Origin of the sequence: Streptomyces sp. F63, from assembly GCF_018070345.1 — a bacterium.
GTDB lineage: Bacteria > Actinomycetota > Actinomycetes > Streptomycetales > Streptomycetaceae > Streptomyces.
The window spans coordinates 307,884-330,102 of the sequence record NZ_JAGPXX010000004.1 but is presented as its reverse complement, the minus strand read 5'-3'; the positions used below and the strand labels follow the sequence as shown (position 1 = coordinate 330,102).

The window sequence follows — 22,219 nt, the reverse complement described above, 5'->3', positions numbered from 1 at the left end:
CTCCGGCCCCACGTCTCGTTCGCGGTGCCGCTGTCAGCTGATGTCGCAGACCGACTTGATGTCGCAGGACTCGAAACCGGTCTGGACGACGTACGGGTCGTGGTCGAGCAGGCGGATCTCGGTGGTGAACCGTCCGAGGTCGCCACCGGCATCCGTGTTCTGCCTGGCCGGGACCGCGGCACGGCCGCAGATCTCGTTCCACGTCGGATACGGATAGTTGTTGTCGAGCTTCAGCATCCAGCTCCCACTGGACTGCTTTTCCGCGTAGAACTGGGCGCAGTACTTGCCCGAGGACAGCGTCATCCCGCCGCTCTCACGGGATTTGGCGAACGGGTACTCGTCGCAACTGGTGCCGTCCGCGTTCGGATGCGGTTTCCATTCCGCGACCGCGAGCCTGCACATCTTTCCCCGGTTCTCCTTGGCCTTCGCATCGTCCGCCAGGCGGTGCAGTGGCTTGTTGTGCCGCTCGCTGCCGGGGTGCGAGGTCAGCTTCTCCATGAGCACCCAGTAGTACGCGGCGGCGGCCGGGTACTTCTTGGTGTTCAGCTGAAGCTTCGGCGTGTACCGGGGGAACACGCATCCGGTGTTGCCGCCCACCTTGTTGTCGCAGCGGACGTCGAAGGCGTTGTTGGTCCACTTCGGGACGGCCTGGACACCGGCGCTCGGTGTGGACCAGGCGGTGTTCCACGTGAAGTCCAGTTTCGATTCGCCCCCGGTGGTCTTCTTCCAGGTGTAGGTGTTGGTCCGGGTGGCGGTGTGCGTGTCACCGGGGGTCCACGTCGTGCTGCCGATCCAGGGCCCGGTGCTTTCGGTGCAGTCGCCCGTCGGCCAGCAGTCCTCCGCGAACGACGTCAGCGTGGTGGAGGTGAGCCCCGTCATGCTGACGAGCGACAGTTGGGTCCACGTGGTGAACTCGTTCGACTTGTGATTGAGGTCGATCTCCTGGATGACCTTCATGGTCGCGTTGCCGACAGGGACGCCGTCGCGGGTCGCCGTCAGCGGAAGCAGACCGCGCAGACAACCCTGCGTCCTGGTCTGCATGGCCGCGCCGTTGACGTTCGCGCACCAGCCGACGGGGCCCGCGGCCACGGAGGCGCGCTCCTCCTTCTCCAGGGACGCCGCCCTCTTCTCCGGGGACGCCGCCCTCTTCCCGTCCAGCGGCACGTAGGAGCCGCACCAGCGGATCCCGTCGTGGCCGTTCGCGCACCGCGGGCTCTCCGGCTCCGCGGCCGCCGAGGACTTCAGAGCGGCGCCCGCGGGGACTTCCTCGGCGTCCTGAGCGGCCACGAAGTCGATGTCGGGCGCGTTCGGGTCCGCCTCGGGGAAGACGATCTCGTTGAGACCGTCGTAGTCCCCGGGCACGAAGGCGATGGCATCGTAGGCGATGTCCTTGGAGCCGTCGCCGCCGTTGAAGTTGTCGAGACTGACCTGGGGCACGGTGTCGTTGAACCGGTACGCCCCCAGGTCGACCCACTTGTTGGACTGGTTGGCGTCCTGGGAGACCGCCGTGACGGTGGTGCCGTGCGCGTGCGTGATGCGGTACTCGGCCTTGGAGGTCTGCGCCCCGTGGTCGGGTATGTGCGCGTACACCTTGGCCTGGCCGTCGTGGGAGGTGATCCGGCTCCCGAGCGTCCAGGTGCCCGTCACCTTCATGCGGTCACCGGGCTCCGGATACGTCTCGGGGGAGCGGGTGTGGGTGAACCAGAAGTGGTTGCCGTAGGCCGCGCCGATCTGGTGCGTGTCGATCTTCCCCGGATAGGTGGTGATCGTCTCCCCGGTGTCGGCGTCGGTGATGTCGGAGGGCCGGTAGCTGAAGCTGAACGTACCGTCCGACTTCACCGCCCCGCATCCGCGCGCGTCCGATCCGGCCGGCGTGGTGCCGTCGGGCAGCTCGTCCACGACCAGCGCGTTCGAGGGCAGGCCGCTGGAGCAGCGCGGCGGATAGGAGTTGGCGTCCGGCTGTTCCGGATACGAGGTGTTGAAGCGGTGCACCTGGTGCCCGCACTCGGCCCCGGTGTCGCAGTTCTTCCACTCGGCCGGCTTGTCCCACCAGCAGTGCAGCCAGTGCGGGTTGCTCCCGGAGTCGCCCGCGTCGAGCTCGCAGGCGCCCAGGCCGGGATCGTTGGAGTCGTTGTCACCGATCTTGGACGGGTCGCAGTCGTTGGAGGCGTCGCAGAAGAGATCGAGCGGCGGCTTGACGGTGCTGCGGTCCGCGTTGCTGTTCCACCAGGCGGCAAGGTAGCCGGGCCGGAAGTCGCCGGGAGCGAACATCGCCGAGATCGGGCGCGCCGCCCAGCCGAGGACCTTCTCCTGGTACGGCCAGTCCTGCGGGTGCGCGGCATGGCTGTAGTCGTCCCGGGCCGGGTCCGTGGCGCTCTGCAGGAAGGGTACGCGGTTGGCCTTCCACAGCGGGTTGGCCGGGTTGTTGGTCCAGCCCAGCCCCTTGTGCCCGCCGGCGTCGGCGTTCGGGTAGAAGCCGGAGTTGTACGCCCACAGGGCGAAGAACCAGTTCTCGATCCACTGCGGGTGGCCGTCGTTGACCTTCATGCCGGCCCGGTAGGTCTGGTTCCACTTGTCCGAGAGGATCCGCACGCCGTAGGCGATGTTGGCGGTGTAGTCCAGCGCGACGGCCTCCTGGGTGTACGTGGACAGCGCCGTCTCACCGTCCTTCTCCTTGCCGGACAGCCGCATGCCGTCGGTGGCCTGGGTGATGCCGTAGCCGCAGTCGGCCTCGGAGAAGTTGATCCGCCACGGGTCGGCCTGCGTGCCGTCGGAGGTGTACTGGGTGCCGTAGTAGTTGCCGATGAGGCTGTTGGCGGTCACACCGGGGACGGCGAACCGCGTGGCCTGCCACATGTTGGACTCCTGCGCGGTGACGCCGAGCATCACCTGCGAGGGTATGTGCCAGCGGTCGGTGACGTCGGGGTCCTCGTTGTCGAGGGTGCCGTTGGGGTCACCGGCCAGCACCGTCGCCGGGAACAGACCGCCCTGGGGCTGATAGCCGCCCATGCCGGTGTTCTTCCAGTTCGGCGAGCGGTAGAAGTTCAGTTCACCGACAACGGCCTGGTCCACGGCCCATTCCACCTGCCGGGGAGTGGGCTGGAACGCCTGCTTCCTGACATCGTTGCGGGCGACACCGCAGTAACGCTCGTCCGTGCCCTCGGACGGGCTGTCCGCCCGTCCGGCGAGGGGCTGGGTGCGCACCGTCTGCGCGGACATGCCGCCTGCGGCGAGCGGCGCGGCGCCTCCCTGCGGCTTCGGCCCGCCCGGCTGCCCCGGCTCGCGCTGTGGTGCCGTCGTCAGTCCCAGGGCCGGTGAAGGGTCCCGCCCGGTGCGGGCGTTGCCGCCGGCGGCCTTCGGGGTGACGTCCAGGGTGACGGTCTTCCCGGTGGCGAGCACGCGCAGCGTGGTGCGGGCGTCGCGGACCGCGTCGGCCTCGCTGGGGGTGATCAGGCTGGTCTTTCCGTCCGCCCAGGTGGTGGAGACGGCGGCGTGACCGAGGCTGGACATGCGGGCGCCCTTGGCGAGACGGCCCGGGTTCCGCACCTTGTCCGGCAGACCGCCCTTCCCGGCCGCCTTGCCGGTGATGAAGACCTGCCCCGACGGGGTGCCCGTCAAGTCCCAGTCCCGGAGCCGCCCGGAGGCGACGGTGACCGGCGTGGCTGTCCTGCCGGCCTCTACCTGGCGGCTGGTCAGGTGCTTCGCCCAACTGACCGTCTCGGCGTCCGTCTTCTCCGGCTGCCGGTCGATGAAGGTGACGCCGCCGTCGCCGTCGGCCGTGATCTGGAACGGCACCGCCGTGGCCGCGGCCAGCACCCGCTCCCTGCTGCCGTTGATCCGCACCAGCTTGTTGCCGTGCGCCGCGACGATGCCGTCCCGGGTGGGGACGGCGGAGGTGACCTGCCCGGGGAACGACACCGCCCGGGAGGCTTTGCCCGTGGCCGCGTCAACGCTGATCAGCCGGGTCTTCTGTGCGGCGTCGCCGTCCCAGGAGAGCTGCGTGAACACCGCGTCCCGGCCGGTGCCGCAGCCGGGGGAGAAGTGGGCCAGGGACGCGGTGAACGGCAGCTTGGTGACCTCGCCGCTGCCGAGATCGACGACGGCGGTGAACGCTCCCCGCACCATCAGCTCGGGCTTGTTGGTGAAGGCGCGGGGCGCGTAGGCGACGGCCGCGTACTTCCCGGACCCGGTCCGACAGGCGTTGCCGATCCAGGTGTCGGCGTCGAAGCCGTCCTCGGACAGGGTCGCGGCGGCCTTCCACGCGTAGCCGTCGCGCTCGTCGGCGACGAGGAGATGGAAGCCGGTGCCGTCCCCGGACGTGGTGAACGCGGTGTCCTGTGACGCCGAGTGGCCGGGGCCGAGCACCGCCGTGCGGTCGCCCTTGGCGACGGAACGCGGCTTCGGCTCCGGCTTCTCGTCCGGTTTCCGGTGCGGTTCGGCATCGGCTTGGCCGGCCCAGCCTTGGGCCGCGTCGTCCGGCGGCGTGGGGGCGGCTGCCTGCGCGGGCAGGCTCAGGGGTAACGCCAGCGCGATCGCCATCACGGTGGTGATGGGAACACGCCAACGCGTGTGCGGGTGTCTCACAGGCATCCTTTGTCGTCGACTGAGCGTCATTCACTGCGCGTCGTCCTGCGTGCCGTCTCTGCGCGCTGTCCGGCAGCGCGTCGTCCGCAGCGTCGTCTACCGCGCGTCGGCCTTGGCGAGCACGGCCTTCTTCGACGCCTTCGCCGCGTCCAGCCTCGCCTTGTTGTCGTTGATCTGCCGGCGCTGGATCTTCGACTCCTCGTCGAACCAGACCTTCACCAGACCGGTCTTCTCCTTGCAGGCGATGTCGTCCAGGGCCATCCGGATGGACTCGGCGGTCGCCTTGCCGTCCTTGTCGAGGGCAAGTCCCGCGTCCATCGCCTTGTACGGGTCGGCCAGACCCGCGTGCCCCTTCGTCTTCATGCACGCCGACCAGTCCTCGATGACGGTCCGGACCGGCTCGGACTGCTGGGTCGCCACCAGGCTGTCACCGTTCAGGTCGCTCACCGTGAACGCGTCGGCCTCCTGCTGGGACACACCGAGCTGCTCGTCGCTCCATCCCGCGCAGCCTCCCTCGCGGAGCTTCTTGCCGTTGTGCTCGGCCCGCGCGGGCTTCGTCCTGGGCGGCGCGACGAAGTACGACCCGCCCGCCTCGGCGCCCTCCGGCAGCGCGGCCTCCTCCGGCTTGGTGTGCCCGGTGAGCACCTCGACCTCGACGTCCGACAGCTCCTGCTGGGGCTGGTCGACGTGGTGCGTCAGCTCCTCGGGGATGCCGTAGCCGTACGTCTTGGCCACCGTCTCGTCGGTGATGCCGTAGCGGCGCTCGATGTTGGCGTCGTTGTTGCTGGGCGGCGGATTCGCGCCGGGCTTGGGGAAGTCGACGGTGAACCCGTACTCGGCCATGCACTGTTTCTGGAGGGCGTTCTTGGCCTCATCGATGGCGACGGTGTCGGCGTAGGAGAGCATGTACTCCTCCAGCGGCAGCTTCAGACCCTTCGTCAGTCCCGTGACGGGGATCTCCTCGGGCCAGATGCTCTTGTCGACGATCTGCCGGTCCGCGCTCGCCGGCGACGCGTCCGCGGCCGTGCTGGAGGAACAGGCGGTCATCAGGCCGGTCGTGGCGACGGCCATAAGAACGAGCGCCTTCCTGCGGGGATTCATGCTGCCTCTTTCCAGGCGGGTTCAGGCGGGTTCAGGCGGGTTCCCGGACGATCTTCCGGGCCGGTTTCCGGCCGATGGCTAGGCGAAGTGCTGGGACGCGTTGTTGTTCTTCAGGGCGGAGATCAGATCGGTGTGGTTGCAATCCCCGTACGGGCCGTTCTTGCCGAAGTACTGCGATGTGCCGCCGTAGCCGGAGTTGTAGTAGACGCGGTAGTTGTCGTCGGGCGCGCAGTTCATGACGGACGCCGCGTTGTTCTTCATGTACTGCCAGGAGCCGCTGCCGTTCTCGTTGAAGACGTAGCGGTAGGTGCTCAGGCTGGAGCCCTGGTACCGGCTGGTGCCCCAGTAGTCGCTGACGTTGCCGTAGAACTTCGACCAGCTCGTCACGTATCTCGAGCCGTCCGCGTTGTACGAGTACGCCTTCGAGTTGTAGAAGAGGAAGATGTCCCCTTCGGTGCAGTTGATCCATGGGACACCGCAGTTGTCCGTCACTTTGTACTCCGCGGCCTGCGCGGGGACCGCTGCCGCCACCACGGCGGCGGCGGAAACGAGGGCGGCGCATGAAGTCCTGAGCACGGGGCGCAGGGAAAGGTTCTGCACCGGCTTCTCCTCATCAGTAGGTCGAGATTCTGTCGATGTAGATCTTCGGTCGCTGCGGAATGGGCCCGAGATGAGTTCCTCCCACGCTCTCGGATTCGCTCTTGCCGCCGTGGGCGGGGACGCCGTAGAGGCGGAAGGTGCTGGTCGCGACCCAGTCGACGCCGTTCCCGATGCTGACAACGATGTCGTAATTCACGGATTCGTCCGTGTCGTTGTGCACGGTGACCGTGGTGAAGACGCCGTTCTCCCTGGGGGTGGCCTTCACTTCCACATCGCCGTAGCGCAGAATGCGCGTCGTGCCGTCCTGGGAGAACGACGGCACCGGGTCCGACTCCTGCGGCGGAGTGCTGGGGCCGGGTGTCTTCTCCGGCGGCGTGGCAGTGGCCCCGGCGGACTCGGCCACCGTGGGAGGGGCGTCGGCGGTGCCGTCGTTCCCGCTCTCCGTGCCGCACCCTGCCGTCAGCAGGGCCAGGACGGCAGCGGTGGCCTGAAGCACGGTGCGTAAATGCACGGATCCCCCGTCAATGAAAGCGTTGAGCAGTCCATGCCAATTCGCACGACCTCCGCACTCTAACCACGGGCCGACACGACTTCAACACAGTATTCGGCGCGGGGGGAATCCCGACAAGGCGCCCTATTCGGGACGCCTTCGAGCCGGGGGCTGACCTCCCCGGCGCGCTGTCGGCAGATGTCCGGTGAGCGGCATCCTCGTACAGTTCGCGGTCCGTGGTTGATCCGCCCGTACCCGGCTCCCGGGCGCCGTGCCCGACCCAACGGCCGCTTTCCCAGCGCCGTTTGGCCGGTGTCCGGTGGATCAGGGGGCGAGGCTGAGGTAGGAGATGACGCGGAGCGGGCCGGCGATCAGGAGGCCGGGGACGAGCGCGGCGGTCACATAGCACCACGGGCGCAGGAACTCGGGCGCACCGAGGAGCGGCAGCAGCGGATGGACCGCCAGCGCCGCGCCCAGAGCGGCGAGGACGGCCGCCACCAGGCGCAGCGACTCCTTGAGGTGCTCCCGGGTGACGGACAGCGGGGCGGCGAGCGGTATCCCGGAGATCCCGGCTTCGCCGGTCTCCGGGGCCGCGTGCGGAGCCGCGTCAGGCCGGGTTCCGCCGGCGGTGTGCGAGGGCGTTGGCCGCGGACCGGCGGTGTTCGGCGACGGCGAGCAGGGCAAGCGTCACCGCGATCACCGCGATCACCGCGATCACCGCACAGACCGTCATCACCGGCGTGACATAGCCCGGTACGGCCGCCCGATAGGAACCGCCGGACGACGTACGGCAGGTGAGGGCAGGCGGCAGGTAGGACACGCTGTGGCCGCTGACCTGCCCGTACAGCGACGGGTTCGCGTTCTGGCAGGCTTGGGCGGTGCCGCTCTCGTCCAGGACGAGCGACAGCAGGCCCCAGGCGCAGGCGAGTGCGGCGGTGGCTCCGGAGAGCGCGGCGCCACCGCGCGCCACGGCCCCCCGGCCGATCGCCGGAAGGCCGTACCCGATGAGACCGAAGGCGGTCACAGCGGCGGCGACGATGCCGAGCAGCAGGGGCAGGGCGGCGGGATACGAGGACGTCATGGCGGGCCGTCAGCGGCTTCCCGGGGAGCCGGTCACGTGGAGTGCCATGGCCCAGAATACGGAGAGGGCAGCCAACCCCACCCACGCGCCGTGCATGCCCTGGAAGATCATCAGGAAGACGAGGAACAGCGCGAAGAGGAAAGAGGCGACGAGCCACATCCTCGGGAACCTGTTGTTCTCACCGGAGAACCTCATCATTCTCCACCCCTTTCCAGGAGAGCTGAGGGGACCGGCAACCGATCCGTCAGTCCCCGATAGAGCTTCCTTCTTGCCACACTGGGCCGGCCGGCTGCGCACTGACGGCATGTTGCCGGCGATTCGGCCTGTCAGCCGAAGATGTCCAGGAAGTCCGGCGAGGAGCCCGCGTCGCCGGAGGGACGGGGCCGGATCGGGCGCGGCTCCGGGTAGGTCTCCGTTGCGGCCCGCGCGCGGACGTTGTCGGGCCCTCCGCACGCCGCGACTGCGAAGGCGCCGAAAACCTTGGCGAACGCGGCGGGGTCGCGGAACTCCACGCCGAACGCCTGGCCGTCCCGCAGCGGCACCCAGACCACCCGGTCGAACCGTTTCCATTCCCCCACCGGCTGATCGTCACCAAGATCCTGCCGCTCCTGGAGGAGTACCACTACGGCGAGGGGATCGACGTCGCCGCCCGCTACGGCCTCGACGCCCTGCGCGAGCAGCACCCGTGACGGCACCCGGGGCGGAGGCGGGGGAGACACCGCGCGAGGCTGCCCCGCGCGAGGCGGTGCAGCCCGTCAGCACGCGGCCCGGCGGCGCGCAGCCCGGCGGCGCGATGCCCGGCGAGGCCGTGCGGCATGAGGCCGCGCCCCGCGAGGTGACGCCCCGCGAGGTGACGCTGCCCGGGCCCGCGCCCCGCGAGGTCACGCTGCGCGAATACGGCCCCGCCGTCTCCGTCCCGCTGGGCGCGGACGCCGGGCGGGCCCTGGCCGCCTCCGGCATCCTGCGGAGCGTCACCCCCGATCCCGGCCCCGGCCGGGACGGGCACTGGCTGCTGCGCGCGGGCCACCGGGTCGGCGCCGTGCGCGCGCCGGGCGGCGGCCCGGTCGTACGGATCATGCCCAAGACGCCCGTGCGCCGGCTGTTCTTCCTCCTCGGCTTCGGTCTCGACCCGGCCCGCGCCTGGCGCGACAGCCGGGAAGGCACCGTCGACACCGGGGCGTACGACGACGTCGTCCCCGCGCTCGCGCACGCCGTGGAGCGGCAGACCGACGCGGCGCTGCGGCAGGGCGTCCTCCACGGCTACCGGGAAGCCGAGGAATCCGCACGGGTGGTGCGCGGGCGGCTGCGCGAGGCCGAGCAGATCCGCCGGCACTTCGGGCGCACGCCGCCCGTGGAGATCGCCTACGACGCGTACACCGCCGACACCGCCGAGAACCGCATCCTGCGCGCCGCCGCCGAGCGGCTGCTGCGGCTGCCGGGCGTCCCCGGCCCCGTCCGGCGGCGCCTCGCCCGGCAGCGCGTCCTGCTCGCCGACGCCCTGCCGCTGGTACGGGGGCAGGAGCTGCCCCGCTGGCAGCCGTCCCGCCTCAACTCCCGCTACCGGCCCGCCCTGCGGCTCGCGGTGGACGGCTTCCTGCTCGACATGAACCAGCTGTTCGAGGACTTCGTCACCGTCGCCCTGCGCGAGGCCCTCCGGGAGCGCGGCCTGACCGCGCGCCTCCAGGACCCCCACCACCTCGACACGGCGGGCCTCGTACGGATGCGCCCCGACCTCGTCGTCCGCACCGGCGACGGCCGCACCCCGCTCGCGGTCGCCGACGCCAAGTACAAGACCGGCGAGGCCGGGGCGCTCCCCAACGACGACCTGTACCAGGCCCTCGCCTACGCCACCGCGCTCGGCCTGCGCGAGGCGCACCTGGTGTACGCGGCCGGACGGCGGCCCGAACGCCTCCACGAGATACGGGGCACGGCGGTGGGGCCGGGCGGACGCGGTCTGCGCGTTTACCAGCACAGCCTCGACCTCGACCGGGAACCCGCCCAGCTCCTGGCCTCCGTCCGGGAGATCGCCGCCCGGCTGGCCGCGGCCGCCCCGCGGCCGTGACCGCCGCGGCCCTTGGCGGAACCCCGCCGGTCCCCGCGGAGAGGAAGGAACCGGGTCCGGGCGCTGCTCGCCAAAGGGCTCGCCCCGCACGGGATCGGCGTCTGCGCGTGCTTCAACCTCTCCCTGGACGTGGCCGAGGAGAAGCCGGGTGTTTGTTCTGAGCTGGGCATGACATGGCCGGCTGGGGGTTTGCCCAGCTCAGAATTCGAACGGCGGTGTTGGGGGTGGCGGGGGCGGCTGGTCGACTGCTGCTTGGCGCCGCACCCGGCTCATATGCGGCGCGGTACGGCTCCGTCCTGCCAGCGGTAGAGGTCGCGCAGCAGAGAAATCTCGGCGCCGTGATGGATCAGCTCCCTGTTGACGTGCAGAACCCTGTTCTCCATGGGAAACCGCTCGGGACCCACCGTGGGCGGATCGTCCAGGTCGGCGTCCGAGAGCTCGCGGACCCCCGCGTTCCATCTCCCATACATCTCATCGAGCTGTTTCAGTGCCTCGTCAGCGGTCCCCGCGTAGGCGAATGTCTCGGAGTCGACGTCCTGGCCGCCGAAGTACCATCCGACCCGATAGCCCAGGCACGAGACGATGATGTGCGCCAGCCGCCAGGCGATCGTGGTCACCGGCGCCGGCTCCGGGCCAGGGGACGCGGAGTCCATCGTCCACTTCCCCGAACCTGCCGACATCGGTGCGGCCGACGTGCCACGTGGGCGGATACTCCAGCAGCCGCGCACCGGCTCCCAGAAGTACTCCTCGTCGGTGAGACCGTCCAGCCGTGGCCGCAGGTTCTTGCGCCAGTACCAGTCCAACTGCTCCGCGAGCCGCTCGCTTCCTGTCATTGCCGCACACTACAGACCCGTCGAGCGGAGCGTGCCGGCCTGGTGAACGCAGGACGACTCCGGCTATGCCGTCCGGCGGCGCGACCTGGGATTTCTGGGCAACAGGACACCGGTCTCGATGTTGCCGGTTGCGCTGATGAAGTCGTCGTGGTGGTGCGAGAACTGGGCGGGCTTCCGGGTCCCGGTGACCTCTTGGTGGCACTGACGGCGGTCAGTGCCGATCGGATCAGTCGCGGTGGGCCTCGCGGGAGGCCGGCTGTCCGCTCCTGCGGGAGTTCCGGCGGGTGATGCGCCTGGTCATCAGGGTGATTGCGGCCCAAGTGATGAGCGATTCCGAGTGCTGGATGAGCCGTTCGCAGTCGCGCGCGTGTCTGCGGGCGTGCACGACCCGGGCGTGTGAGCGTTCGACGACCCAACTCGGGACGGTCCGGGGACTCCGCACATCCCGGTACAGCTCAACCGGCCGGATGCTCACACGCGGGTCCATTGCTGGCCGGCGCGGCCGTCGCAGGTCCACAGGACGAGTGGGGTCCCGTTGGCCGTGCCGGACCCGTCGGTGTCCAGGCACAGCCCGGCGTGGACATTGCGGATCGACCCGTCGGGGCCGAGGGTCCACTTCTGGTTGTCCTGCCCGTTGCAGGGCCAGGTGACGACGCGGGTGCCGTCTGCGGTGCCCTGGTCGTAGGCGTCCAGGCACGTGTCGCCGAAGACCCTGATCTCGCCGCCGGCCCAGGTCGTCCAGAGCTGGTTGGCGGCCGTGTGGCAGTCCCAGATCAGCACCGTCGCGCCGGCCGCGGTGGACGCGTTGTCCACATCCAGGCAGCGGCCGGACCCGCCGCCGCGCAGACGGGACGTGGTGGCGGCGAGCGGACTGCCGCCGGTCACCCGGTACACGGCGACGCCGTGCGCGGGAACGCTCGCCGAGATCCGGCCGGAGGTGTCCGACGTGCCGCCGGTCCACAGGTCGGTGAGGGTGAACGACCCGCCGGCCAGGCCGGCTTCCGCGGCCGTGGTGGTGACGGTCGTGGTGCCGTTCCCCCGGTTGAACAGGCCCACGGCGACCGATCCGTCGGACAGGGCCTTGGCGAACACCTCGGTGTCGCCGTCGTCGCGCACTCTGCGGCCGCCCGCGCCCAGCGGGTCCTGGTTCACCGCCAGCAGGCGGGGGTTGCGCAGGATTTCGCTCACGTCCGCGGACATGGTGCGGATGTCGTTTCCCGACATGAGCGGGGCGGCCATCAGCGCCCACAGGGCGAAGTGGGAACGGGACTCGGTCAGGGACAGGCCCGGGCGGCCGACGACGAGCATGTCCGGGTCGTTCCAGTGGCCGGGGCCCGACTGCGCCGCCAGGGGCGCGGTGACGTCCAGGACGTTGCCGACGCCCATCGGGTAGCTGTTGGTGTTGCCGTTCTGCCAGATGTCGAGCAGATCCTCGGTCGTCCGCCACAGGTCGGCGACCTCGCCCCAGTTGTACGTGTCGCCTGTGATGGCGTGGAAGCTGTTGGGGTTGATGCTGTAGACGATGGGGCGTCCGGTCGCGCGCAGGGCGTCGCGCATGAGCGTGAACCGGGCGACCTGTTCATCCCGGGTGCCGCCGGAGGAACACCAGTCGTACTTGAGGTAGTCCACTCCCCATGAGGCGAACGTGGCGGCGTCCTGGCGCTCGTGTCCCTTGCTGCCCGTTGATCCCGGGTAGGTGCCCACGCCCTGGGCGCAGGTCTTCTCGTTCGGTGCCTGGTAGATGCCGAACTTGAGGCCCTTGTCGTGGATGTAGTCGCCGAGCGCCTTCATCCCGCTCGGGAACGTGGCCGGGTTGGCCCGCAGATGGCCCGCGGCGTCGCGCTGCGGGTCGAACCAGCAGTCGTCGACCACCACATACCGGTAGCTGGCGTCCCTCATGCCGGAGGACACCATCGCGTCGGCGGCCTGGCGGACCTGTGCCTCGGTGATCCCGCACCCGAAGCTGTTCCAGCTGTTCCAGCCCAGCGGCGGGGTGACCGCGGGACTTCCGGGCGCGGCCCGGGCGGCCGGGGCCGGGGCCGTGACCCATGCGGTGACCGTCAGTGCGGCGGCCGCACAGAGGCCGAGCAGTCGTCTGCCTGATCGTAGGGGCACCGTCCGTTCCTTTCGCAAGAGGGACAGGGCGCGGCACGGGTGGTGCGGGAACACGCAGATATTCGATACTTCGAACAGTATTCGAAGTGTCGTGCATTCATGGATGGTAGGGAGCTGCCGGGGGGTGTCAATACCTCCGGTGCGCGGGGAGGGGTCTCACGGTGTGCCGGGCCTGGTGGGGCGTCGTCCGGCGGAGGGTGGGATCCGCGAGGGTCGCGCACCCCGGCCGTGGGTCCGCGGGTGCCCGGTGGCCGGTGCTCAAGTCGCTGATTCCGCGGGGGTGTTGACGAACGCCGTGTGTCTCCTAACATGCATGACGTCCGACTCGTCGATTAACGGTCGAAGTATCGAACATTTATCGACGTCGCCGGTCGCGCGCCCCGCGGCCGGCATCGCAGCCCCCGCATTCCGCACCGCCCGCATGTGAGTACCGCTGAGGCTCCCCCCACGCCACTGCGCGGAAGACCGGAACGTCTGGTGAACGCGGGATGAGCCCCGGCGAGGAGCCGCACGGCCCGCACGGCCGGACGCGGGCGCCGGCCCGGCCCCGCGGGCGGCAGCCCGTCCACCCCCGCACGCCGTCCAGGCACTCGGCGGCTCGGTCCGCGTCGCGCGGTCCGAGCTGTCCACTCCCCGAGACGGCCTTGGGGAACAGCCCACAAGGAAAGGAAGGAGAACCATGAGACGCACATCCCTCGCCGTGTCCGCGTTACTCGCGGCACTTCTCGTCATGGTCCCCGCCGGCACCGCGCTGAGCAGCGGCCCCGGCGCTGCGGCGTCGCCCCCCGGCGCCCGTGCCGTCGCGGGGACCGCCGGATGCGGCAAGGCCCCGACGCTCGGCAGCGGTACGCACACGATCAACAGCGGCGGGCAGAACCGCAGCTACATCCTCAGGATCCCGTCCGGCTACGACAACAACCACCCCCACCGGCTGGTCTTCGGGTTCCACTGGCTGGGCGGCACCGCCCACGACGTCGACTCCGGCGGAGCCGACGGCTACAACTGGTCCTACTACGGGCTCAGAAGACTGGCGGAGAGCGCGGGCAGCCCCACGATCTTCGTCGCGCCCCAGGGCATCGACAACGGCTGGGCCAACTCCGGCGGCCGGGACGTGGCCCTCTTCGACGACATCCTCCGGCAGGTGGAGTCCGCCCTGTGCGTCGACGAGACACAGCGGTTCTCCACGGGCTTCAGCTACGGCGGCGCGATGACGTACGCGCTCGCCTGCACCCGGGCCACGGTCCTCCGCGCGGTCGCGGTCTACGCCGGCGCCAACCTCAGCGGATGCAGCGGCGGCACGCAGCCCGTCGCCTACATGGGGCTGCACGGCGGCAGTGACAACGTGCTGCCCATCTCCCTGGGCCGGTCGCTGCGCGACACGTTCGTCAGGAATAACGGCTGCGCCCAGCAGAACCCGCCCGAGCCGCCGAACGGCAGCCGGACGCACACCGTCACCGCCTACTCCGGTTGCCGGGACGGATACCCGGTCGTCTGGGCCGCGTTCGACGGAGGCCACACCCCGGCTCCGCTGGACGGGTCCACCGGGACCGGCTGGCAGACCTGGACCTCGGCAGAGGTGTGGCAGTTCTTCACCCGGTTCGCGTCCACCACCTCCACCGGAGGGCAGACCGCGGCCCGGTAGCCCGGTAGCCGTGCTGCCGGCACGGCCCGCGGGCGGCCCCTGCGCCACGGCGCCATGTGCCCGGACAGTGGAAAGCCCGTGCGGTGCGCGGCCTGCGCCGCCCACCGCACGGGCTGAATCCCGACTTCGGTGTCCGAGGGGGGACTTGAACCCCCACGCCCGATAAAGGGCACTAGCACCTCAAGCTAGCGCGTCTGCCATTCCGCCACCCGGACGAGGTGTCCGCCGCCGCGGCCGTGGCCTGTGGCGACGGGAAAACCATAGCAAACATCCGGGGGCGTTCGATCACCCGGCCGGGGCCGGGGTCCCGGCCGCGTGAGGGACGGGAAGGGGAGGCGGCGGCCCTCCGGCGGGGACCTTGGGGAGCGGGCCGGAGCGCGGGAGGATGGTGGGGAATCCCGCCCGGGGCCGGCCGCCCCCGCGGCCGGCCGGGACGCACTCAGAAAGGCAGGGCAGCGTGAGCGAGTCGCATGCCGACGCGAGCACCAGCAGGGGCACCGGCAGGACCACCGGCGAGGACGAGGTCGTGGACCTCTGCCGGGACCTGATCCGGATCGACACCAGCAACTACGGGGACCACTCCGGCCCCGGCGAGCGCGCCGCCGCCGAGTACGTCGCGGAGAAGCTCGCCGAAGTCGGCCTGGAGCCAAGGATCTTCGAATCGCACCCGGGCCGTGCCTCGACCGTGGCGCGCATCGCGGGCGAGGACCCCTCCCGGCCCGCGCTGCTCATCCACGGCCACACCGACGTCGTGCCGGCCAACGCGGAGGACTGGACGCACCACCCCTTCTCCGGCGAGATCGCCGACGGCTGCGTCTGGGGGCGCGGCGCCGTGGACATGAAGGACATGGACGCGATGACGCTCGCCGTCGTCCGCGACCGGCTGCGCAGCGGACGAAAGCCCCCGCGCGACATCGTGCTGGCGTTCCTCGCCGACGAGGAGGCCGGCGGCGTGTACGGGGCACGGCATCTCGTCGACCGGCACCCGGACCTCTTCGAGGGCGTCACGGAGGCCATCGGGGAGGTCGGCGGCTTCTCGTTCACCGTCAACGAGAATCTCCGCCTCTATCTCGTGGAGACGGCGCAGAAGGGCATGCACTGGATGCGCCTCACCGTGGAGGGCACCGCCGGCCACGGGTCGATGACCAACACGGACAACGCCATCACCGAGCTGTGCGAGGCGGTCGGCCGGCTGGGCCGGCACCAGTTCCCGGTCCGGGTCACCAAGACCGTGCGGTCCTTCCTCGACGAGCTGTCCGATGCGCTGGGCACCCCGCTCGACCCCGAGAACATGGACGAGACCCTCGCCAAGCTCGGCGGCATCGCCAAGATCATCGGCGCGACGCTCCGCAACACGGCGGCCCCCACCATGCTCGGCGCCGGCTACAAGGTGAACGTGATCCCGGGCCAGGCCACCGCGCACGTCGACGGCCGCTTCCTCCCCGGCCACGAGGAGGAGTTCCTCGCCGATCTCGACCGTGTCCTCGGCCCGCGCGTGAAGCGCGAGGACGTGCACACCGACAAGGCCCTGGAGACCGGCTTCGACGGGTCCCTCGTCGACGCCATGCGGTACGCGCTGAAGGCCGAGGACCCCATCGCGCACGCCGTGCCGTACTGTCTCTCCGGCGGCACGGACGCCAAGTCGTTCGACGACCTCGGCATCCGCTGCTTCGGCTTCGCGCCGCTGAAGCTCCCGCCGGAGCTGGACTTCGCGGGCATGTTCCACGGCGTCGACGAGCGGGTGCCGGTGGACGGTCTCACCTTCGGCGTGCGGGTGCTCGACCGCTTCCTCGACCGCTGCTGAACTCCCGTTCCGCACCGGAAAATCAACGCGGTGCGCCGGTCTCGCCGGAAAGAGTGAAGCGCCGCGGCGGCACGTTCCTCCCTTACTCCTTCCTCGTTACAGGGAGTGCGATCCGAGGTCGGGTTCGCACTGCCAACTAGGAGGAACAGATGATCAAGAAGGTCGTGGCTGTCGCCGCTGCCGCCGGCGGACTCATGCTCGCCGGCGGGGGTGTGGCTGCCGCCGACTCCGGTGCCATGGGCTCCGCCACGGACTCCCCGGGCATCGCTTCCGGCAACGCGGTCCAGGCTCCGGTGAACCTGCCGGTGAACGTGTGCGGCACGACGGTCTCCGTGATCGGCGCGCTGAACCCCGTCTTCGGCAACTCCTGCTCACCCTGACGCTGAGCGACGGCCCGGAAGGGTGTGATCGCCGGGGAGCCCCGGAGCGCACGCCACGCACTCCGGGGCTGTCCGTTTCCGGCGGGCGGGAGACAAGCCCGCGCGCTTTTCGAATGGCAGAGACAGAGGAACGAATCCATGCGACATGTCGCGAGGAAGAGCCTGATCACCGCAGCGGCCGCGGGCGGCGTACTCGCCGCCACCGCCGGCTACGCGTGCGCTGACTCCGGCGCCGAGGGAGGCGCCGCGAACTCGCCGGGGGTCCTCTCCGGCAACTCGGTCCAGGCACCGATCAACGCGCCCGTCAACGTCTGCGGGACGACGGCCAGCGTCGTCGGCCTGCTGAACCCCGCCGCGGGCAACGCCTGCGGCAGCTCGGGCAACAGCCCGCAGGCCCAGGGGACCACCAGTGACTCCGAGGGCATCGCCTCGGGCAACTCGGTCCAGGTCCCGGTCAACGCCCCGGTGAACGTCTGCGGCACCGGTGTGAGCGTCATCGGCGTCGGTGACACCGTCCGGGACAACGACTGCACCGGCACCGGCGACTCGGGCCCGGGAGTCCCGGGGCAGCCCGGTGGCCCCGGCACTCCGGACCACCCGGACGAGCCCGGTGAGCCGGGCGACCCCGGTGACCCCGGTGACCCCGGTAACCCGGGCGACCCGGGCGACCCGGGCGAGGAGGAGCCGGGCACGGGCGGTCCGGAGACCGCGGACGGCGAGGGCGACTCACCGGCCGGTGAGGAGACCACCCTGGTCGACCAGCCCGAGGGCGTCGAGACCCTCGCCGAAACGGGCAGCGACTCACTGGCGGTCACCCTGCCGCTCAGCGCGGGACTTCTCATCGGCGGCGCGCTGCTCTACCGGCGCTCGCGAGTGAAGGCCTGACGCATCCTGGAGCCCGGCCCTCGCGGGCCGGGCCCGCCCAGCGCGGCACAACCGGGGAGCGGGTCCCGTAACGGGGCCCGCTCCCCGCACGTGTGAACCCCGGATTACCAGGTGGCGCGGATCTGTCGGATGATCCGGCGGCGCAGCCGCACCCTGCGGCTGCCGTCGCGCATGAGGAGAAGACGGTCCAGTTCCCAGTGCCCGTACTCGGCGTGGTCGGTCAGCAGGCGGGTCGCCGCGTGGCGGGAGACCCCGCGCGGCACATACACGTCACGAAATTCATATTCCGGCATCGCATCTATTGTGCGGGCAAGGGCCATGTACGGATAGCGTCTGCACTATGTCTGATGCTGCGCAGCCATCCGCTGCCGAGGTACGCGCCGCCGCCGAGGCGGTCAAAGCCGCGCTGGACCGACACCTCGACGCGGTCGAGCGCCGGTCGGGCGAGGACGACCCGGCCGTCTTCGCCGCCTTCAACGAGCTGGCGGCGGCAGCCGAGGAGTACGACGAACTGCTGTACGAGGCGTACGACGAGGTCACCCCGTTCGAGATCCCCGGAGACGGCTCGCTGCCCGCCTACACCGGTCCGGAGAATCCCAGTGCCCTCAGTGTGCTGATCCGGCGCGACTACTCCGTCGCCGAGTCCCGCCGGCTCTTCGCCCAGGCCGAGCGGATCGTCGAGCTGGACCCGGACGCGGAGCCCGCCGTGAACGGGGCCCGCGCGGAGATCGCCGGAGTGGGCAGCAGTGTCCACACCGCTCTGGGGGTGCTGTTCGGGGAGTTCGAGCCCGACGAGATCGCCTCCCGGCACCAGGAGTTCGGACTTGAGGAGGGCGACTCCACCCTCTGGGTGACCGCTGCCGACGAGCCGGCCGAGCCGGGGGAGTGGCTCAACGCGCCCTTCGACGACGTGGACCCGCAGCGGATCCTCTGCCGCTTCGACGTCAGCTCCGTCTTCGACGAGGAGGCGGAAGAGGAAGAGGAAGCCGAGGACGACGAGGAGGCACTGCCCGACGGGCTGGAGATCCTCGCCCCGGACACCCCCGACACCGGGCGCTGAGCCCGAAGCCGGATTGAGCCGGGCCCGGCCCCGGGCCCCGGCCCCGCCGCGGAGCAGGGTCGCACCCGCCGGCCGGGAGGCGGCCCGGGGAGGGCCCGGCGAGGGGACCGGACCCGCCGGGTCCGCCGGGTCCGCCGGGTCCGCCGGGTCCGCCGGGTCCGCCGGGTCCGCCGGGTCCGGACCGCTCTCCGGGACCCGGCCCGCCCTGGGCGGGTGGGGCCGGGGAGCGGCTCAGCCCTGCGCGGGCGGCGGGGGGAGGGCCCGCAGCAGGGCCCGCAGCCTTGTGGTGCGCTCCGTGGCCGGTACTTCGGCGACCGCGCGGGGCAGGGCCCGGTCCACTCCGTGCACCACGGACAGATGCCGCTCCGCCCGTCCGAACGCCGTGTAGACCCAGGCCCGGGTCAGCGCGGCCGCCGCGTCACCGGGCAGGACCACCACGGCCGCCGGCCAGGTGGCACCGGCCGCCTGGTGGGCGGTGACGGCCCAGCCGTGCCGTACGGCACCGGTGGCGACCCGTTCGCGCGGCACGGTGATCCGGCCGTCGTCCCCCTCCAGCAGCAGCCCTTCGGCGTCGGCGGAGACCACGGTGCCCATCAGGGCCCGGCCCGGAGCCGGGCTGTAGACCACCCGGTCGCCCGGATCGAAACCGCCGAACCGCCCCGGTCCCGGGTTGAGCCGCTCCTTCAGAGCCGCGTTCAGCGTGCGGGTGCCGGCCGCTCCGCCGTGGCCGGGGGTGATGACCCGGGTCTGCTCCGGCGGCACCCCGAACGCGCGCGGTACGGAGTCGGCGACGAGCTGCACGGTGCGGTGCACCGCCTCCCCGGCGTCCCGGACCGGCACGATCACCACCTCCTTGCCGGGGGCCTCCACCGAGGGCAGCTCACCGATGCCGACGGCCGACACCAGTTCGCCGATCGGGCCCGGGTCCGGGGTGCGCGAAGTGATCCGTGGACAGAAACCGGCGGACAGCAGATCGGCGAAGACCTTGCCCGGGCCGGCCGACCAGAGCACGCCCGGGTCACCGCTGAGCACCAGCCGGGCGCCGTCCGGCAGTGATTCGACGAGCATCGCGGCCGTCTCCACATCGAGCTGCGGCGCGTCGAGGACGACGAGCAGATCCAGCTCCAGGGTTCCCTCCGGGCTCCGCCCCGGCCCCTCGGCGCCCGCGAGCAGCCCGGCGACCGTCACCACGGCGCCGGCCGCGTCCGCCGTGCCGTCCGGGCCGGCCGCACCGCTCGCAGCCGCCGCGCCCTTCCCGCCGGCCGTGCCGTCCGTACCGGCGGCGGCCGGTTCCGCGGAGCGCGCCGCGTCCGCCGCCCCCGGTGCGGCGGAGCCGGGGCGCCCGGCCGCGGCGAGCGGTTCCCCGGCCCGTCGGCGCCCCGCCGGGGCGTGCACGGCGGCCCAGGCGCGCAGGCCCATACCGCGCGCGGCGGCGACCAGGGCCAGCGGCTCGGCGCGCGCCGTCTCCCCGCCCGTGTGCGCCACCAGCCCGTGGCGGGCGGCCGCCCGGATCAGCTCGGCGGCGGACGGCGACGGCGCGGCCCCCGCGGCGGCCTCCCAGGCGGCGGCGTCCGGGCCGGAGTCCGCGGTGCCGTCCGCGCCGGCGTCCCCGCTGCCGTCCGGGGTCCCGGCAGGGGTTCCGGCCGGGCTGCCGTCCGGGGTGACGGCGTTCGCGATCCGGGCCAGCCCGTCCGCGAGGCTCTCCTCGGCCAGGGCGTAGCGGTCGAGGCCCAGCAGCACCCGGACCGGCTGCTCGGCCTCCTCGCCCTCCGGCTCACCGGCGGGACGGGGCGAACCGCCCGGTGACCCGCCGGGGGTGTCCAGGGCGTCCTGGAAGACCAGCACCGCGCCGTCGGCGATCGCGTCGCGCAGCGCCGCCTCGGGATCGGGCACCGACCGGCGGGCCAGCGCCTCGCGCAGCGCCGGGGGCTCCAGGGCCGTGTGCCCCCGGAGCGCGGCCCGCTCCAGGAGCCAGGTGATCAGTGCCCGGGTCCGGCGCTCGTCCCCCGGGCCCGCCTCCGCCCCCAGCAGGGCCCGCGCGAAGCCGTCCGCCTGCTCCGGCTGCACGCCCGGTACGGCGAGCAGCTGCCAGGGGTCCTCGCGGAGGGCGGCCGCGGCCCGCTCCCCGAGGAGGTCCGTCACCGGCTCCGCCAGCGTCTCCGGGGCCCCGCCCGCGGCCAGTACTTCCCGCGCCGTGGCGCTCGCGGCCGCCCGCTCCGCCGACGGCGGCCGGACCCCGGGCGCCGCGGGGCCGCCGGGCACGGAGACTCCGGGCCCCTCCGGCCGCGGCGCGGGCCCGGAGCGGCCGGGCGCCGCCGCGGGCCCGCGGTCCGCCGCAGGGGCGGGGCGCCGGGCGGCGGGGGGCCGCGGTTCGCTGAAGAAGGACGCGGCGGACCGCTCCCCGCTTTCCACGGCCCGCACGGCGGCGGCGAGCGCCTCGGCCGCCGGCGGCCGTCGGGAGGTGCCTTCCCTCGTGCCGCCCTCTCCGGCACCTCCCTCCCCGGCGGGCGGTGCCGGGGCCGGGGTGCCGGGGGAGGCCGGGCCGTCCTCCGGCGCCGGGGCGGCGGCAGCGGTCTCGCCGGCGGGGCGGTCCGTGGTCACAGCGTGCTCCAGTCCTGGTCGGGATAGTGGTGCAGGGGCGCCGACACATCGTCGAGCGCGCGGCGGATCTCGTCGGGAAGACTAAGCGCTTCCACTGACAGCGCCGCCGAGAGCTGCTGCGCGTTCCGCGCGCCCACGAGGGGGGCCGCGACCCCCGGCCGGTCCCGGACCCAGGCCAGGGCCACATGCAGGGGGGTGGTGGCCAGCCCGTCGGCCGCGGTGGCGACCGCGTCCACGATCCGGCCGGCGGCCTCGTCGAGATACGGGGCGACGAAGCCGGACATGTGCGCCGAGGCCCCGCGCGAGTCGGCCGGCGTGGTGTGCCGGTACTTGCCGGTGAGCACGCCCCGGCCCAGCGGGGACGAGGGCAGCAGCCCCAGCCCCAGGTCCCGGGCGGCGGGCAGTACCTCCCGCTCGACTCCGCGCTGCACCAGCGAGTACTCCATCTGCGTACTGGCCAGCCGGGTGCGGCCGGGGACGGCGAGCTGCCAGGTCGCCGCCTTGGCGAGCTGCCAGCCGCTGTAGTTGGAGACGCCCACGTACCGGGCGCGGCCGCTGTTCACCGCGATGTCCAGCGCCTGCAGGGTCTCCTCCAGCGGGGTCGCCGGGTCGAAGGCGTGGACCTGCCACAGGTCGACGTGGTCGGTGCCGAGCCGTTCCAGGGAGGCGTCCAGGGCGGCCAGCAGATGGCCGCGGGAGCCGTCGAAGCGCCGCTCCGGGTCGGGGACACTGCCCGCCTTGGTCGCGATGACGAGGTCGCGGCGTGGGACGAGTCCCTCCATGAGCTGTCCGAGGAGGTACTCCGCCGCGCCGTCCGCGTAGACATCGGCCGTGTCGACCAGGGTCCCGCCGGCGTCCCAGAACGTCTTGAGCTGCTCGGCGGCGTCGTGCTCGCCGGTGTCACGGCCCCAGGTGAGGGTGCCGAGGCCGATCCGCGATACCCGCAGGCCGGTTCGGCCGAGATGCCTCTGCTCCATGGCC

18 protein-coding genes, 1 tRNA gene and 2 pseudogenes are annotated in these 22,219 nt (G+C 72.0%); 6 read left to right on the top strand and 15 right to left on the bottom strand.

Features of this window, described 5'->3' with window-relative positions; genetic code table 11:
• Positions 1 to 33: 33 nt before the first annotated feature.
• The 8 genes from KBZ10_RS07435 to KBZ10_RS07400 all read right to left on the bottom strand — a co-directional run bounded on the left by KBZ10_RS07435 (position 34) and on the right by KBZ10_RS07400 (position 8,539).
• The gene (locus KBZ10_RS07435; protein ID WP_210986681.1) at positions 34 to 4,539 is read right to left on the bottom strand and encodes a hypothetical protein; all 4,506 of its coding nucleotides are present in this window, start codon (positions 4,537 to 4,539) and stop codon (positions 34 to 36) included.
• Between the two features lie 141 nt (positions 4,540 to 4,680).
• On the bottom strand, positions 4,681 to 5,685 hold the full coding sequence (locus KBZ10_RS07430; RefSeq protein WP_247701931.1) for a hypothetical protein: 1,005 nt from the start codon (positions 5,683 to 5,685) through the stop codon (positions 4,681 to 4,683).
• Positions 5,686 to 5,763: 78 nt separating this feature from the next.
• Positions 5,764 to 6,285, bottom strand: a complete 522-nt coding sequence (locus tag KBZ10_RS07425; RefSeq protein WP_210986680.1) for a hypothetical protein — start codon at positions 6,283 to 6,285, stop codon at positions 5,764 to 5,766.
• 13 nt (positions 6,286 to 6,298) lie between these two features.
• Complete coding sequence (locus KBZ10_RS07420) at positions 6,299 to 6,796, bottom strand: hypothetical protein (protein WP_210986679.1); 498 nt, start codon at positions 6,794 to 6,796, stop codon at positions 6,299 to 6,301.
• A gap of 303 nt (positions 6,797 to 7,099) precedes the next feature.
• Positions 7,100 to 7,273 carry a hypothetical protein gene (locus tag KBZ10_RS07415; protein ID WP_210986678.1) on the bottom strand — a complete coding sequence of 58 codons (174 nt, stop codon included), beginning with the start codon at positions 7,271 to 7,273 and terminating at the stop codon, positions 7,100 to 7,102.
• Between the two features lie 109 nt (positions 7,274 to 7,382).
• The gene (locus tag KBZ10_RS07410) at positions 7,383 to 7,856 is read right to left on the bottom strand and encodes a hypothetical protein (RefSeq protein ID WP_210986677.1); all 474 of its coding nucleotides are present in this window, start codon (positions 7,854 to 7,856) and stop codon (positions 7,383 to 7,385) included.
• A 9-nt stretch (positions 7,857 to 7,865) separates the two neighbouring features.
• Positions 7,866 to 8,051: a hypothetical protein gene (locus KBZ10_RS07405; protein ID WP_210986676.1), complete on the bottom strand. Its 186-nt coding sequence runs from the start codon at positions 8,049 to 8,051 to the stop codon at positions 7,866 to 7,868.
• 131 nt (positions 8,052 to 8,182) lie between these two features.
• Positions 8,183 to 8,539 carry a hypothetical protein gene (locus KBZ10_RS07400; RefSeq protein WP_247701930.1) on the bottom strand — a complete coding sequence of 119 codons (357 nt, stop codon included), beginning with the start codon at positions 8,537 to 8,539 and terminating at the stop codon, positions 8,183 to 8,185.
• Between the two features lie 167 nt (positions 8,540 to 8,706).
• On the opposite strand from KBZ10_RS07400, the gene KBZ10_RS07395 reads away from it, so the two are divergent.
• Positions 8,707 to 9,918: a restriction endonuclease gene (locus KBZ10_RS07395; RefSeq protein ID WP_307847256.1), complete on the top strand. Its 1,212-nt coding sequence runs from the start codon at positions 8,707 to 8,709 to the stop codon at positions 9,916 to 9,918.
• Between the two features lie 269 nt (positions 9,919 to 10,187).
• Here the strand turns inward: KBZ10_RS07395 and KBZ10_RS07390 are convergent, their stop codons facing one another.
• From KBZ10_RS07390 to KBZ10_RS07380, 3 genes and pseudogenes are all read right to left on the bottom strand, one after another.
• The gene (locus KBZ10_RS07390; protein ID WP_210986675.1) at positions 10,188 to 10,751 is read right to left on the bottom strand and encodes a DinB family protein; all 564 of its coding nucleotides are present in this window, start codon (positions 10,749 to 10,751) and stop codon (positions 10,188 to 10,190) included.
• A 269-nt stretch (positions 10,752 to 11,020) separates the two neighbouring features.
• Positions 11,021 to 11,166 (bottom strand): annotated as a pseudogene (locus KBZ10_RS07385) (IS5/IS1182 family transposase); the annotation flags it as partial.
• A gap of 56 nt (positions 11,167 to 11,222) precedes the next feature.
• Positions 11,223 to 12,866, bottom strand: a complete 1,644-nt coding sequence (locus tag KBZ10_RS07380) for an RICIN domain-containing protein (RefSeq protein WP_210986674.1) — start codon at positions 12,864 to 12,866, stop codon at positions 11,223 to 11,225.
• A gap of 679 nt (positions 12,867 to 13,545) precedes the next feature.
• Between KBZ10_RS07380 and KBZ10_RS07375 the strand changes: the two are divergent.
• A pseudogene (locus KBZ10_RS07375) lies at positions 13,546 to 14,484 on the top strand (PHB depolymerase family esterase); the annotation flags it as partial.
• A 154-nt stretch (positions 14,485 to 14,638) separates the two neighbouring features.
• Here KBZ10_RS07375 and KBZ10_RS07370 read toward each other — a convergent pair.
• Positions 14,639 to 14,723 (bottom strand) — tRNA-Leu (locus KBZ10_RS07370).
• Positions 14,724 to 14,965: 242 nt separating this feature from the next.
• Here KBZ10_RS07370 and KBZ10_RS07365 point away from each other — a divergent pair.
• From KBZ10_RS07365 to KBZ10_RS07355, 3 genes are all read left to right on the top strand, one after another.
• Complete coding sequence (locus KBZ10_RS07365; protein WP_210986672.1) at positions 14,966 to 16,312, top strand: M20/M25/M40 family metallo-hydrolase; 1,347 nt, start codon at positions 14,966 to 14,968, stop codon at positions 16,310 to 16,312.
• Positions 16,313 to 16,461: 149 nt separating this feature from the next.
• Positions 16,462 to 16,692 (top strand): chaplin, encoded by a 231-nt coding sequence (locus KBZ10_RS07360; protein ID WP_210986671.1) that lies wholly within the window; start codon positions 16,462 to 16,464, stop codon positions 16,690 to 16,692.
• A 138-nt stretch (positions 16,693 to 16,830) separates the two neighbouring features.
• Positions 16,831 to 17,577, top strand: coding sequence for a chaplin (locus KBZ10_RS07355; RefSeq protein WP_210986670.1), 747 nt, complete (start codon positions 16,831 to 16,833; stop codon positions 17,575 to 17,577).
• 104 nt (positions 17,578 to 17,681) lie between these two features.
• On the opposite strand, the gene KBZ10_RS07350 is transcribed toward KBZ10_RS07355, so the two are convergent.
• On the bottom strand, positions 17,682 to 17,870 hold the full coding sequence (locus tag KBZ10_RS07350; protein ID WP_210986669.1) for a DUF5703 family protein: 189 nt from the start codon (positions 17,868 to 17,870) through the stop codon (positions 17,682 to 17,684).
• A 47-nt stretch (positions 17,871 to 17,917) separates the two neighbouring features.
• Here KBZ10_RS07350 and KBZ10_RS07345 point away from each other — a divergent pair, with 47 nt between their 5' ends.
• Positions 17,918 to 18,637 carry a hypothetical protein gene (locus KBZ10_RS07345; protein WP_210986668.1) on the top strand — a complete coding sequence of 240 codons (720 nt, stop codon included), beginning with the start codon at positions 17,918 to 17,920 and terminating at the stop codon, positions 18,635 to 18,637.
• A 231-nt stretch (positions 18,638 to 18,868) separates the two neighbouring features.
• On the opposite strand, the gene KBZ10_RS07340 is transcribed toward KBZ10_RS07345, so the two are convergent.
• Positions 18,869 to 21,238, bottom strand: a complete 2,370-nt coding sequence (locus tag KBZ10_RS07340) for a helix-hairpin-helix domain-containing protein (RefSeq protein WP_374223319.1) — start codon at positions 21,236 to 21,238, stop codon at positions 18,869 to 18,871.
• Entirely contained in the window at positions 21,235 to 22,215 is a 981-nt protein-coding gene (locus tag KBZ10_RS07335) for an aldo/keto reductase (protein WP_210986667.1), read from the bottom strand. The genes KBZ10_RS07340 and KBZ10_RS07335 overlap by 4 nt, the downstream gene beginning before the upstream one ends.
• Positions 22,216 to 22,219: the final 4 nt, after the last annotated feature.